Consider the following 14,205-nt stretch of genomic DNA (forward strand, 5'->3'; position numbering starts at 1 on the left):
AGTTTTGCTATGGCCTTTATAGCCCGCAGCTTACTAGTTACCTGTTTGTATATGAGCGCAGCAAACGCCCAACAATGCGATATTAATTTTAATTATGGTGTTATTATCGATCCTGCTCACCTGCGTATTGTCAATCAGGGGCAAACTTATGTACAAATAAATGGCCAACATCAGCTTTTTGTCTATGGCCGTGAAATTGCGCTTAATAAGGCACAAAAAAGTCAATTGAGCGAGTATACCAGCGGCATTAGATCACAAGTGCCTGCGATAGTTTCAATCGCCATAGAAGGTGTTGAGCTCGGACTAAAAGCGGTCAATAAAGTGATCAGCAGCTTAACTGGCGAAAACAGTGCTACACATCAACAGTTCCAAGAAAAGTTTGATGAGATGAAATCGCGACTACGTAATCGCTTTAACCATAGTGATGAAAGCTACTATATTGCGCCACAAGATTTCGATGATTTTGATGAGATTTTTGCTGGTGAATTTAAAAAAGAAATCGAAACTATTGTGACCAACTCTGTCGGTAACATTTTAGTCGCGGTGGGTGAAGCCATCACCCATAAAGAAAAACAAAGTACCGAACAACGTATTGAAACTTTTGACCAACGCATTGAATCCATGGGTAATGATATAAAAATCGATATAAGTAACCAAGCCAATACGTTAGAAAATAAAGCGGCAATTATTTGCGCAAGCCTACTAAAACTTGATCAGATAGAAAACAAGCTACAATTAGAAATACCAGCCTTAGCAGAATTCAATTTGATAGTAACTCATTAAGCAACTGCATTTACAACGCTCCTTGCTACGCCATTGAAAAAAGCGCTAAAGTAAGTTTTATAATTGTAAAAAACCATTTTATAAACATAAAAAAACCTGCAATTGCAGGTTTTTTTGTTCAAAAATAGCGATATACGCAATCACATCAATCTGAACAAGTGGCTAATAATCCGTTTTGCATTACTACATATTAGGATAATTAGGGCCGCCAGTGCCTTCTGGTGTTACCCAAGTAATATTTTGGCTCGGATCTTTTATATCACAAGTTTTACAGTGCACACAGTTTTGCGAGTTAATAACAAATTTATCGCCATCTGTTGTACTTTCAACTTCATATACCCCTGCAGGACAATAAAGTCGCGCTGGCTCACCATATTTGACTAAGTTAACACCAATAGGAATACTGCTATCCGCTAACTTCAAGTGGCATGGCTGCTCTTCTGCATGATTAGTATTTGATAAAAATACTGATGACAGTTTATCAAAACTCAATTTATTATCAGGTTTGGGATAATTAATCACCGGCACATCTGCGGCTAGTTTTAGTTGTTCGTGATCTAAGCTGTCATCTTTAAAATTAAACGGTAGCTTACCACCAAAGAAGTTTTGGTCGACTGTGTTATAAGCGCCACCTAAAAATGTACCGAACTTGTGCATAGCTGGTCCAAAATTACGTGTCTTATATAATTCATCATATAACCAAGAGTTTTGATACTTCTCTGTAAAACTGGTTAAATCTTTGCCACCTTCATCACCAGCTAATAAGGCATCAAAAATAGACTCAGCCGCCAACATGCCAGATTTCATCGCGGTATGGTTACCTTTGATTTTAGCAAAGTTAATGGTACCCGCGTCACAACCTACTAATACAGCACCTGGCATGGTCATTTTAGGTAGTGAATTAAAGCCACCCTTAGCCATTGCTCTTGCGCCATATGATACACGTTTGCCACCTTCAAGGTATTGGGCAATTTTAGGATGATGCTTGTAACGTTGAAACTCATCAAACGGACTTAAATGCGGATTGCTATAACTTAAATCAACAATTAAGCCAACAAAAACTTGGTTATTTTCCGCATGATATAAATAACCGCCACCGGTAGTGTCTTTCTCAAGCGGCCAACCAGCAGAATGCACCACTAAACCTTCTTGATGCTTTTCAGGGGCAATATCCCAAATCTCTTTAAAACCTAAACCGTAATGTTGTGGTGATTTATCAGCATCTAAGCCAAATTTAGCGATAAGTTCTTTGCCTAAATGACCACGACAGCCTTCAGCAAAAACCGTGTATTTTGCTTTTAGCTCCATACCCGGCATAAACGAATCTTTAGGCTTACCTTCTGTATCTAACCCCATATCACCGGTAGTAACACCACCAACACTGCCATCGTCATTATAAATGATGCTATGAGCAGGGAAGCCTGGGAAAATTTCTACGCCCAACTCTTCAGCCTGTTCGGCTAACCAACGACAAACATTACCCATACTAACAATGTAATTACCGTCATTGTGCATAGTTTTAGGGACACTAAAGCTAGGTAATTTTATCGCACTCTTTTCACTATTAAATAAATAAATATCATCGCCAGTAACAGTAGTATTTAAAGGCGCACCCTTTTCTTTCCAATCAGGAAATAATTCATTTAATGCTCGTGGTTCAAAAACTGCACCAGAAAGAATATGAGCGCCCACTTCAGAGCCCTTTTCAACCACGCAGACCATAAGTTCTTGTTCTTTTTCTTGTGCCAGTTTCATTAGTTGACAAGCAGTCGACAGGCCTGCAGGACCCGCTCCAACAATTACAACATCAAACTCCATTGATTCGCGTTCCATAACATCTCCCATCATTTAATTATTATATGAAATATTCAAACACACGTTTGATTTTCAAACACCTGTTTGATAATATCAAACATTATAGATATATTCGTGTTAAATACTATCTTGTATTGCATTAATTAACGATAATATTTATTTAAGCACGATTTGACTGGCCATATCGACAGAAGACGTTGACGTAAACGTCATCTGCAAGTAGTCTTTCAGTCCATAATTATAGCGTTAAGTTGAATTAATTTTAGTTTAACCAAGATTACCTACAAACAACATAATCAGAGGCAACGATGAAAGTATTAGTACCCATCAAACGCGTTATTGACTATAACGTAAAAGTACGTGTTAAAGCAGACAATTCAAATGTCGATCTTGCTAATGTAAAAATGGCAATTAACCCTTTTTGTGAAATTGCTGTTGAAGAAGCCGTTCGTTTAAAAGAAGCGGGCATAGCGACTGAAGTTATCGCAGTATCTATTGGTAATAAATCTTGCCAGGAACAGTTACGTACAGCCCTAGCCTTAGGTGCTGACCGTGCTATTCAAATTGAGACAGATGAAAGCTTAGATTCAATCAACGTTGCTAAACTATTACAAAAAATAGTGGAAGAAGAGCAGCCACAACTGGTTATTCTTGGTAAGCAGTCAATTGACAGCGACAACAACCAGACAGGCCAAATGTTGGCGGCACTTACCGGTATGGCACAAGGCACATTCGCCTCGGCTGTTAGCATTGATGGCGATAAAGTTAATGTCACTCGTGAAGTTGATAGCGGCTTACAAACTATAGCCTTAACTCTACCTGCGATTGTCACCACTGACTTACGCTTAAATGAACCTCGTTATGCCTCATTACCGAATATAATGAAGGCCAAACGTAAGCCACTAGTGGTAAAAGCGGCAGCTGATTTTGGTATTGATTTAACCGCACGGACTAATTTAATTAAAGTTACACCGCCTGCTGAACGCAAAGCCGGTATTATTGTTGAAAGCATTGATGAATTAGTAGAAAAATTAAAAAATGAAGCGAAGGTGATCTCATGAGCATTTTAGTATTTGCCGAGCACGATAATAGCGAATTAAAAGCCGACACACTAAAAACTGTTGCTGCAGCGCAAGCTATTGGTGGAGACATTCATCTTTTAGTTACCGGTCACAACTGTCAAGCCGTTGCTGAAGCAGCAAGCAAAGTTAATGGTGTTTCAAAAGTGTTAGTAGCTGATAACGCTGCCTATGAACACCAACTGGCTGAAAATGTTTCGTTATTAGTGACTGAACTTGCCGCAGATTATAGCCACATCATAGCGACAGCACTCACAACGGGCAAAAACTTTATGCCACGTGTTGCTGCGTTATTAGATGTTACGCAAATTTCAGATATTATTGCCGTAGAAAGTAGTGACACCTTTGTCCGTCCTATATACGCGGGTAATGCCATTGCCACTGTACAAAGTTTAGATAACAAAAAAGTAATTACTGTTCGCTCTACCGGTTTTGACGCCGTTGCAACCGATGGTAATGCTGAAATTGTTGCTCTAGATAAGGTCACTGATGCCGGAATTTCTAGCTACGTAAGTGAACAACTTTCGGTTTCAGAAAGACCTGAACTGGGTGCGGCAAGTGTGATCATCTCTGGTGGTCGTGGTATGCAAAACGGCGACAACTTCAAATTACTTGATGGTATAGCTGATAAGTTAGGCGCGGCCATTGGCGCTTCTCGTGCCGCGGTTGATGCTGGCTTTGTATCAAACGATATGCAAGTGGGTCAAACAGGTAAAATTGTTGCTCCTGACTTATATATCGCCGTAGGTATTTCAGGCGCTATTCAGCATTTAGCTGGTATGAAAGACTCTAAAGTCATTGTTGCGATTAATAAAGATGCCGAAGCGCCAATATTCCAAGTAGCTGATTACGGTTTAGTGGCTGATTTATTTGACGCTTTACCTGAATTAGAAAGTAAGCTTTAAGCTCACTTTATTCTCTGTATAATAAAACCACTCGAGCAGTGGTTTTATTTTATCTAAATTTTAGCAGTAGGGCCCGTTTCATTAATTATCTGCTCTACTTTATATGCAGGTAACATCGCCAAATACAAAGCATTTATTTAATAACGACTTGTTTAGGACCATAGGATAGGCTACTGCATTATCTAATAGTCGGCATTCATAAAGCGATAATGATTAAATAAACAAGCTAGTATTGGCTTGTTTTAACCAGTATAAATGATCAAAGATTAGTGAGGTTAGTACAACTATGACAGAAAAATTTTCTAGCCTAAGTGACTTAGCTAGTGCTTTTGGTAAAAGCATCGACGATACACCGTCTAAGCAAAATAGTAACCATCAAGCTTTGGTCTATTCAACGGCTGATGGAAGAATATCACCGGCTAAAAATACGACAGTTACGCCGTCAGACGGTTTTGCAAAAGTACGTCGAGAAACTAAAGGCAGAAAAGGAAAAGGTGTTATCACCATTACCGGTTTAGGCTTAGATAATAAAGCCTTAAAAGAACTTGCCAAAAAAATTAAGAAAATCTGTGGTACTGGTGGCAGCGTAGTGGGTGAAGTGATAGAAGTTCAAGGTGATAAGCGCGAAGAGATAAAATTAGTGCTGGAAAAAAATGGCTTTAAGGTCAAATTCATTGGTGGCTAAATAATCAATTAAAAACTATAGAGTAATATTATGAATCCAAATGAATTAGCTTTACTGGTTGTTGAGCCTTCTGATTTACAAAGAAAAATTATAATTAAAGAATTAAAACAGCTAGGTATTACCCAAGTATCAGAAGCTAAAAACATTGCTGAAGCTTATGCCAGTGCCGAAAAATATCCACGTGACTTGATTACCAGCGCGATGTATTTTGATGACGGTAATGCGATAGAACTACTGTCTAAAATAAGAAGTAACCCTGCTATTGCTGAAACACCTTTTATGCTGGTTACCAGTGAGAGTCGCCTTAAAAAATTAGAAGAGTTTAAGCAGTCGGGTGTTATTGCTTTACTACCAAAACCTTTTACTTCTGATCACTTAGCAACAGCAATAAACACGACCATTGATTTATTATCAACCGATGAGCTAGAACTTGACTACTTTGATGTTCATCAAGTGCGCGTTTTGCTCGTTGATGATAGTCGCCTAGCCAGAAATCATATTAAACGCGTATTGAACAACTTGGGTTTACTGAAAATAACCGAAGCGGTTGATGGCAATGAAGCCATTGCCTTGTTAAAAGAAAATATGTTTGACCTCGTCGTTACTGACTACAATATGCCAGAGGTCAATGGTCAAGAGCTAACCCGATATATTCGTAATGAGAGCCAACAATCACATATCCCCATACTCATGGTAACGAGTGAGAGTAGTCAAACCCAGTTAGCAAATATTCTCACTGAGGGCGTTACAGCTATGTGTGATAAACCATTTGAGCCTAAAAACGTTAAACAAATTCTTTATAAAATATTAGAAGATTAAATCATCTTCACAACGGTTACCCATAGGTATTAGTTATTTAATTATTAATACCAAACTGGCGTAATTTCATGGCAATTTTGTTATGTGATACCTTTAATCGCTCTGCCAATTTGCGCGTTGTCGGATAATAAGGATATAAAGCGCTAATAAGCTGCTGTTCAAATTTTGCTTGCGCACTTGCCCAATCCTCCAGCTCGTTTTCCACTTTAAATTCAACCACACCAGTGACTTCAGTTCGTTTAAATTGCGCTAACGCGACACTGATATTTTGTGCAGAGATATCACCATATTCATTCAGTGCTACCGCCCTAAAAAGCACATTTTGTAATTCTCGAATATTGCCGGGCCAAGGATACGATGAGAGTAATTGTATGGCGCTTTCATCAACTTTCGGTTGCTGCAAGTTCATTTGTATTGCCGCTAACACCACAAAATGGCGCGCTATTAAGGCAATATCTTCCACACGTTCACGTAATGGTGGCGAATTCAAATTCAGCACATTTAAGCGATAAAACAAATCCTCCCTAAACTTGTGCTGATTTATCATAGCTAATAAATCTTGATGAGTCGCACTCAGTACTCTAACGTTGGCCTGTAATTCTTTCGTGCCACCGAGGCGACGAAATTTAAAGTCTTGTAAAAACCTTAATAATTTAGCTTGTAAATAAGGTGACATTTCAGCAATTTCATCTAAGAATAAAGTGCCACCTTCTGCCAACTCAAGTAAACCCGGTTTGCCGCCCTTTTGCGCGCCCGTAAAAGCACCGTTTGCGTAGCCAAACAGCTCACTTTCAAGTAAATGTTCAGGTAACGTAGCACAATTTACCGCTAAAAATGGCGCTTGTTGACGTTTACTCGCATTATGTAAAGCCCTGGCAATGAGCTCTTTACCCGTGCCTGTTTCACCATTAATTAATACCGGCAATTCCAATTCAGCAAAACGGGCTGTTTGCTCTTTAAGTAATTGAATGCTAGCAGATTGACCAATAATATTGTCCAGTCCTTGAGCATCTCTCGTTTGCAGTATCGAAATTTGTCGACCTAAACTGGTGATTGACTTTAAGGATATAACGGCACCAGAGCTGTTTTCTTGTTCACTAATCGGACTAATTTCTGCCAGGTAACTTTGTCCGGCAATATCGACATTTTGCGAGCTAATTTTATCCAATAAAGGCAAAATTATTTCTATATCAAGTAAGCGATTAACTTTAGCTCCTTTGAGTTGCTCACCGAGTAATGGCGAAACACCTTTGTGGCGTTGATGATTCACCAATAGCTTTTCACTCGCTTGATTTAACGCCATCACACAAGCGTTTTCATCAATGTCGATAATAGCATCAGGTAAACGATTCACTAATGCCCTTAAATGCCGTTCTCGACTTTCTGAGGGTAATAAATCTACTGCCCGACAGTGATCAACCCCGGCAACGCTCATTAATGCTTGTTTTACTTTATTAAAACTAATCGCGCTTTTGGCCAAATGCACAAATATAAATTGTGAGCTTACTTCCATTGCTTGAATATCTAACGCCAAACCAGTAAAAGTTGCCAATATTTCTTGGCTAATACCTATTCGGTCTTCAGATTTTATTTCTATTCGCACATAAACTCCTCATCAATACCATACTATTCTTAGTGTTGTAATAATAATATTACACTGTAATTAATTTATTACAACAGACAAAATTCAAGCAAAGCTATAGCTAACAAAGCTTTCTTCCATATTTTAACTCACTATCTTTATTAGCCACAAGCAGCTTGTAATAATAATATTACAAGCTGCTTGTTAAATCTAATGAGAAAAACATAAGTTACTGATAAATAATAAAATAAAAAGATGGCAGTATAATTGCTATATAACTATTAATAAGTGACTGACTTACAGCTAACAATAATAATTCTCCCATAGATAAAGGTATCCCATGTCAGAAAGTAAACATATTGAAACTCAAGCGATTCATTCAGGCCGTATTAATGACGAACAATTTGGTTCATTAGCTACGCCACTTTATCAAACCTCTACTTTTATCTTCGACAATGCACAACAAGGCGCTGATAGGTTTGCAGGCGAAGCTGAAGGCTACATATATAGTCGCTTAGGCAACCCAACAACTCGACAATTAGAAATGCGAGTAGCCGCAATGGAAGGCATGGAAGACGCGGCTGCTACGGCCACTGGCATGGGAGCGGTGTCTGGCGCTTTATTGAGTAATTTATCTTGTGGCGATCATTTAATTTCATCAAAAGCGGTTTATGGTTGTTCATTTGCGTTAATGAATCATCAACTTACCCGATGGGGCATTGAAGTTAGCTTTGTTGATATGGCCAACCCTGCAGAAATTGAAGCGGCCATAAAACCCAATACAAAAGTCATCTTTTTAGAAACACCGGTAAATCCAAACTTAGCGGTATACGACTTAGCTATGATTGGTGAAATAGCGCAAAAAAACAATATTATTTCTATCGTCGATAACACCTTTTTAACGCCCGTGTTACAGCAACCTAGAAAGTATGGCATCGATATAGTGGTGCATAGCGCAACAAAATATTTAAACGGTCATGGTGACGTGGTTGCTGGTATTATTTGTGGTACCAGTGAAATGATCATGATGATAAAAATGACGGTACTCAAAGATATTGGCGCAACCATGAGTCCACATGATGCATGGTTGATCATGCGAGGCCTTAAAACCTTACCTATTCGTATGGAACGCCATTGCAGTAACGCTGAAAAAATAGCAACATTTTTAGAAAGTAATGAGCAAGTCAGTCACGTTTATTATCCAGGTCTAAAAAGCCACCCAGGACATAAATTTATCGGCTCGCAAATGAAAGCAGCTGGCGGTGTTATTGCTTTTGAAATTGATAGTGATTTAGCCGGTGGTAGTGATTTTATTAACCGTATGCAGTTATTTTCAATTGCCGTTAGTTTGGGGGATGCAGAGTCTCTTATTCAACATCCTGCGTCGATGACACATTCACCTTATACTCAAGAAGAGCGTTTAGCCGCCGGCATCAGCGATAGTTTAATTAGAATATCAGTTGGTCTTGAAAATGTTGATGATTTAATTGCAGATTTAAGCCAGTCGCTTGCCATGATGAAGCAATCGTCTGTTACGAAAATACATGCATAAGTTAGCTTAGTTAAGCTTACGCGACTATGCCCGCTGTACTTCAAATACTGGTTTGTCTCTTAAAATGTAGCCGGTAAATACAAGAAGCCTTAACACACTGAGTATTAAGGCTTAGTTATCTTAAAACTTAGTTATATTAAAGCTAAGCTATATTAAAACTTAGTTATCAGATAACAATATGGCTGATAACTTAGGTATTATGCGACTTTTGATAACGTCTAGCTCGCTATCTGTATAGGGTGTTAGCGCTTGCTGCCCCCAAATAGGCTTTGGCCAACAGGCGTCATTTTCATAACGCACTATGTGGTGTAAATGCAATTGTGACACTACATTGCCTAAGGCTGCCACATTCATTTTGTCACCTTTAAATTCCTGCATAAGCACTTCACTTAGCATGCTTGATTCATTTAATAGCTGTTGCTGTTGTTGCCAATCCAGTTGATATATATCCTGAATACCATCGACTTTTGGCACTAAAATGAACCAAGGGTAAGCACTGTCATTACACAGTAATAAACGAGAAAGTGGAAAATCCGCCATAACAAAACAGTCATTGACTAATTGTGGATGTAATTTAAATTGCTCACTCATATTGCTACCTTATCTTAATCTTATAACTCAACTTACTGATTAAACATACTAATTAGACTTATAACTAAATTTTCAATGCTAAGTTTAGTGGTAAACTTAGTTAATACTAACGTTTATTACGGCGACCTCGGCCTCTGGCGAGTTTTTTGGCTTCTCTAGCAGCAACTTTGTCTGCTTCAAGCTTATCAAAATGCACCACCTCTGCCATCACCATTTCTGGCGTTTCAAAGGATATACCGCCTAAGGTTTTATCGCGAATTTCATTAATTAATATTTCAGATGCTTTGTGAAAGTCAATGTGTCCGCCGCTTTTAACGCAACCACGACGTTTGCCAATCGCTTCAATTAACTCAACTTCTTGTGCTGGCAGCTCTTCAATGCCATAACGCTCTTTTAAACGCTCAGGGTAAGCAGCCAATAAATATTCAGCAGCAAAACAAGCAATTTCTTCATGGTCGAATGCGGTATCTTTCACTGCACTAGTAATTGCTAAACGATAACCACTATTTTCATTGACTATTTTCGGCCAAAGCATACCTGGGGTGTCATATAAATATAAACCTTCATCTAAACGTATTCTTTGTTGACCTTTTGTTACCGCAGGTTCATTACCAACTTTAGCCTTAGCTTTACCGACTAAGGTGTTAATCAAGGTAGATTTCCCGACATTAGGGATCCCCATGATAACGGCATTGATTTGCTTACCGGCTTCATCTTTATTAGCGGCTAATTTTCGAATTAAGGTTGGAATAGTCTTAGCAACTGATGGCGACTCTGTGGTTAATGCAATCGCTTTTACGTTATGCTGAGACTCTAGATGGTTCAGCCATAACTCGGTGACTTTTGGGTCAGCTAAGTCTGATTTATTTAAAATTTTAATTAATGGTTTATCACCACGAATCTCAGTGATCATGGGATTTTCGCTACTAAAAGGTAAACGCGCATCACAAACTTCAATCACCACATCAATTTGCGGTAAAATTTCTTTAATTTCTCTTTGGGCTTTATGCATATGCCCCGGGAACCAATTAATCGCCATAATAAATCTTTGATAAAATAAAACAGATTTTATCACTGATAATAATGAAAAGCTGTTGAAACTCGACATTGTTTTTGACATCGCTGTTTTTTCACATCAACACACATGAATGTACTAATGCCGTGCAGCTATTTTTTATCGGGATGCAAGTCATTAAAGTAATGCGGGAGCGATTACCGAGATGGCGATGAACCGCCATCTCAACACGACATTGCCAACAGATATTTTGGCACTTAGTTTTGTCTGTAAAAAATTGTTATAAGCTCAAACTGAGCGTTTGTCGTGAACATAAAAAAAGCGCTCTTAGAGCGCTTTTTTTTGTCACATTACTGCCACGATTCTACTTCAAGATACCGTTTCAGCATTTTAAAGTAGAGCCGTCATCTATTTAGGCTGTTTTTTTCGCCTCTGGCTTGGCTTTAGCTTTAGGCTTGGCTTTAGTTTTTGCTTTCGCTTTTACGACTTTTTTCTTAGCGAGTTCTTCAACCCACTTATCATCAATATACTTAGCATTCCAACCCGTTGCTTTACCTTCAACTTCAGTCATAACATATTGTGACTTAGTTTTTCGACTATAACGAACAACCGCTAAGTTGCCTTCTGGATCTTGCGCTGGTGCATCGGCTAGATAATAGAATTTTTCTGAAATTCTATCGCGAAAACGCGCTAGCTCAGCCACTTTAGGTGCTCGTGTTTCCCGTGATTTTGGGAAGGTATTAGCCGCTAAAAAGATACCGGCTGCGCCATCACGTAATACAAAGTGTGCATCAGACTTTTCACATGCTAATTCAGGTAATTGTACTGGGTCTTCTTTGGGTGGCGCGGCTTCGCCACTGGCTAATAACTTACGGGTGTTTTTACACTCGCTGTTAGTACAATCAAAATACTTACCAAAGCGGCCCGATTTTAACTCCATTTCAGCATTACAGCGGTCACATTCTAAAATAGGTCCGTCGTAACCTTTAAGTTTAAACTCACCTGTTTCTAATTCTAGGCCGTCACATACTGGATTATTACCACAAACATGCAATTTGCGTGTTTCGTCAATCAGGTAACTGTCCATCGCCGTGCCACATTTCTCACAACGGTGCATAGCACGTAACGCTTCGGTTTCTTGATCTTCAGCTAAGACACTAACCGCTTCTTCACCAGGCGTTAAGTTCATGGTAGTAGTACAACGTTCTTTCGGTGGTAATGCATAGCCAGAACAGCCTAAGAACACACCCGTTGAGCCAGTTCTAATTCCCATTTTACGACCACAGGTTGGGCAATCAATGTCGGTTACAATTGGCTCGTTATTACGCATACCACCTTCCTCAGAAGGCGTGTCGGCAAGTTCTAGCTGCTCGGTAAAGCTTTTATAGAAGCCGTTTAATACATCTTTCCAGTTACTTTTACCTTCAGCAACTTCATCTAACTCCTGCTCCATATTGGCAGTGAAGTCATAATTCATTAATTTTTTAAAGCTACCCGATAAGCTATCGGTAACAATTTCACCCATTTTCTCCGCATAAAAGCGTTTTTTATCTAAGCGCACATAGCCGCGATCTTGAATGGTAGAAATAATTGACGCATAAGTCGAAGGACGACCAATTGAACGTTTTTCTAACTCTTTAACTAACGATGCTTCACCAAAACGCGCTGGTGGCTTAGTAAAGTTTTGCGATGGATTTAACTGTTGAAGTGTTAATACTTCACCTACGGCTAAATCAGGTAAATGGGTGTCATCACCTTTTGATAGTTGTGGGTGAACACGTGTCCAACCGTCAAATTGCATTACACGCCCTTTCGCTTTTAAATCAAAGCCAGAAGCATCAACGGTAATGGTACTTACCGTGTAACGTGCTGCCGTCATTTGACAAGCCACAAATTGGCGCCAAATTAATTCGTATAACTTTTTCGCGTCTGCATCAACATCAGTGATAAAGGCCGCTTCAAGCTTAACGTTTGATGGACGAATAGCCTCATGCGCTTCTTGAGCATTACCTTTACTGGTATAAACTTTCGCATTTTCTGGTAAATAATTTTCACCAAAATTATCAGTAATATAACCTCGACAGGTTTCAACCGCATCTTTACTTAAGTTGGTCGAGTCGGTACGCATATATGTAATATGACCCGCTTCGTACAAGCGTTGCGCAAGCCCCATGGTACGTTTAACACCAAAGCCTAATTTAGTACTAGCGGCCTGTTGCAACGTCGAGGTAATAAACGGTGCTGACGGCGTACTTTTTGACGGTTTGTCTTCACGTTTACTTACTGTATAAGCCGATGATTTTAAAACGGTTAACGCTTTGTTCGTATCGGCTTCGTTGGTTGGCTTAAAAGCTTTACCATGGTCGTGAGTAACATCTAGCGCAAAATCGCTACCTGAAGAGGTTTGCGTATCGGCACTGACTTCCCAATATTCTTTTGGATCAAAAGCTTTAATTTCACGCTCTTTTTCCACCACAAGTTTAACGGCAACCGATTGCACACGCCCAGCTGATAAACCTCGAGCTACTTTTTTCCACAATAATGGGCTGACCATAAAGCCAACCACACGATCGAGAAAACGTCGCGCTTGTTGAGCATTAACCCCAGGCATGCTTAATTCGCCTGGTGCAGAAAACGCTTGTTGAATAGCGTTTTCAGTAATTTCGTTGAAAACTACGCGCTTAAATTTGGCGTCATCGCCACCAATAATTTCTTTTAAGTGCCATGCAATTGCCTCACCCTCTCTATCCAAATCGGTTGCGAGATAGATGGTATCAGCGGTACTGGCAAGTTTGATTAATTCAGCAACAACTTTTTCTTTGCCTTCCAGTATTTGATAATTCGCTGCCCAATCGTTATCAGGATCAATGCCCATACGATTAACTAATGCGAGTTTATCACGTTTAGCTTTATATTTAGCTTTCGCCGCAGGCGCCATTTTTCTTACTTCAGCAGGAGATTTTGCCGCTACTTTTTTACCCGTGCTACTATGCGGCAGATCACGAACGTGACCCACACTAGATTTAACAATAAAATCTTTACCAAGGTACTTGTTAATTGTTTTCGCTTTGGCTGGCGATTCCACAATTACCAGAGATTTTGCCATATTATTTTATATTCCTACTAAGCTGACGATGTCAGTTGCGCCACAGTTTTTTGCATTGAATGACTTAATATTGCGCGAGCTAAACATTAAGAAAAAATTGCCTTCGTAAATAAAACTGAAACGTAAAATTAAATTTGAGACTGAAATTACTATTAGATATATCTGTAAATTAGCGAGCTGACAAGCAAAAAATTTTATATATATGCCTTTTTACAACTTTTAGCTATAATGACGCGAACTTTTCGGCGCCATCATAATCGACTTTTTAGCAAA

Annotated in this window: 11 protein-coding genes; 6 read left to right on the forward strand and 5 right to left on the reverse strand. The window is 39.1% G+C overall.

The features are described 5' to 3' along the window. Window positions 1-9 precede the first annotated feature (9 nt). On the forward strand, window positions 10-783 hold the full coding sequence (locus H4J59_RS03475) for a DUF2884 family protein (RefSeq protein ID WP_182236840.1): 774 nt from the start codon (window positions 10-12) through the stop codon (window positions 781-783). 183 nt (window positions 784-966) lie between these two features. On the opposite strand, the gene H4J59_RS03480 is transcribed toward H4J59_RS03475, so the two are convergent. Beyond that, window positions 967-2,616 (reverse strand): electron transfer flavoprotein-ubiquinone oxidoreductase, encoded by a 1,650-nt coding sequence (locus H4J59_RS03480; RefSeq protein ID WP_182236842.1) that lies wholly within the window; start codon window positions 2,614-2,616, stop codon window positions 967-969. Between the two features lie 290 nt (window positions 2,617-2,906). Between H4J59_RS03480 and H4J59_RS03485 the strand changes: the two genes are divergently transcribed. The 4 genes from H4J59_RS03485 (at window position 2,907) to H4J59_RS03500 (ending at window position 6,086) form a co-directional block, all read left to right on the forward strand. Further along, window positions 2,907-3,659, forward strand: coding sequence for an electron transfer flavoprotein subunit beta/FixA family protein (locus tag H4J59_RS03485; protein WP_182236844.1), 753 nt, complete (start codon window positions 2,907-2,909; stop codon window positions 3,657-3,659). Beyond that, the gene (locus tag H4J59_RS03490; protein ID WP_182236846.1) at window positions 3,656-4,582 is read left to right on the forward strand and encodes an electron transfer flavoprotein subunit alpha/FixB family protein; all 927 of its coding nucleotides are present in this window, start codon (window positions 3,656-3,658) and stop codon (window positions 4,580-4,582) included. Before H4J59_RS03485 ends, H4J59_RS03490 begins: the two co-directional genes overlap by 4 nt. A 286-nt stretch (window positions 4,583-4,868) precedes the next feature. Beyond that, window positions 4,869-5,267: a translation initiation factor gene (locus H4J59_RS03495; RefSeq protein WP_182236848.1), complete on the forward strand. Its 399-nt coding sequence runs from the start codon at window positions 4,869-4,871 to the stop codon at window positions 5,265-5,267. 30 nt (window positions 5,268-5,297) lie between these two features. Further along, entirely contained in the window at window positions 5,298-6,086 is a 789-nt protein-coding gene (locus H4J59_RS03500; RefSeq protein WP_182236850.1) for a response regulator, read from the forward strand. A 37-nt stretch (window positions 6,087-6,123) separates the two neighbouring features. Here the strand turns inward: H4J59_RS03500 and H4J59_RS03505 are convergent, their stop codons facing one another. Further along, on the reverse strand, window positions 6,124-7,689 hold the full coding sequence (locus tag H4J59_RS03505; RefSeq protein WP_182236852.1) for a sigma 54-interacting transcriptional regulator: 1,566 nt from the start codon (window positions 7,687-7,689) through the stop codon (window positions 6,124-6,126). A 319-nt stretch (window positions 7,690-8,008) separates the two neighbouring features. Between H4J59_RS03505 and megL the strand changes: the two genes are divergently transcribed. Continuing rightward, entirely contained in the window at window positions 8,009-9,220 is a 1,212-nt protein-coding gene (gene megL, locus H4J59_RS03510) for a methionine gamma-lyase (protein ID WP_182236854.1), read from the forward strand. A 159-nt stretch (window positions 9,221-9,379) separates the two neighbouring features. On the opposite strand, the gene H4J59_RS03515 is transcribed toward megL, so the two are convergent. The 3 genes from H4J59_RS03515 to topA all read right to left on the reverse strand — a co-directional run bounded on the left by H4J59_RS03515 (window position 9,380) and on the right by topA (window position 13,932). Continuing rightward, window positions 9,380-9,811 carry an HIT domain-containing protein gene (locus tag H4J59_RS03515; protein WP_182236856.1) on the reverse strand — a complete coding sequence of 144 codons (432 nt, stop codon included), beginning with the start codon at window positions 9,809-9,811 and terminating at the stop codon, window positions 9,380-9,382. 106 nt (window positions 9,812-9,917) lie between these two features. After that, complete coding sequence (gene ylqF / locus H4J59_RS03520) at window positions 9,918-10,850, reverse strand: ribosome biogenesis GTPase YlqF (RefSeq protein WP_182236858.1); 933 nt, start codon at window positions 10,848-10,850, stop codon at window positions 9,918-9,920. Between the two features lie 388 nt (window positions 10,851-11,238). Continuing rightward, the gene (gene topA / locus H4J59_RS03525; RefSeq protein ID WP_182236860.1) at window positions 11,239-13,932 is read right to left on the reverse strand and encodes a type I DNA topoisomerase; all 2,694 of its coding nucleotides are present in this window, start codon (window positions 13,930-13,932) and stop codon (window positions 11,239-11,241) included. Window positions 13,933-14,205: the final 273 nt, after the last annotated feature.

It is taken from the genome of Colwellia sp. MB02u-10, assembly GCF_014077185.1.
Classification (GTDB): Bacteria; Pseudomonadota; Gammaproteobacteria; order Enterobacterales; family Alteromonadaceae; genus Cognaticolwellia.

Coding starts and splice junctions, on each gene's coding strand:
- H4J59_RS03490 (WP_182236846.1), top strand. CDS start 3,656: ATGAGCATTTTAGTATTTGCCGAGCACGATAATAGCGAATTAAAAGCC.
- H4J59_RS03500 (WP_182236850.1), top strand. CDS start 5,298: ATGAATCCAAATGAATTAGCTTTACTGGTTGTTGAGCCTTCTGATTTA.
- topA (WP_182236860.1), bottom strand. CDS start 13,932: ATGGCAAAATCTCTGGTAATTGTGGAATCGCCAGCCAAAGCGAAAACA.
- H4J59_RS03485 (WP_182236844.1), top strand. CDS start 2,907: ATGAAAGTATTAGTACCCATCAAACGCGTTATTGACTATAACGTAAAA.
- H4J59_RS03480 (WP_182236842.1), bottom strand. CDS start 2,616: ATGGAACGCGAATCAATGGAGTTTGATGTTGTAATTGTTGGAGCGGGT.
- H4J59_RS03515 (WP_182236856.1), bottom strand. CDS start 9,811: ATGAGTGAGCAATTTAAATTACATCCACAATTAGTCAATGACTGTTTT.
- H4J59_RS03495 (WP_182236848.1), top strand. CDS start 4,869: ATGACAGAAAAATTTTCTAGCCTAAGTGACTTAGCTAGTGCTTTTGGT.
- ylqF (WP_182236858.1), bottom strand. CDS start 10,850: ATGGCGATTAATTGGTTCCCGGGGCATATGCATAAAGCCCAAAGAGAA.
- H4J59_RS03475 (WP_182236840.1), top strand. CDS start 10: ATGGCCTTTATAGCCCGCAGCTTACTAGTTACCTGTTTGTATATGAGC.
- megL (WP_182236854.1), top strand. CDS start 8,009: ATGTCAGAAAGTAAACATATTGAAACTCAAGCGATTCATTCAGGCCGT.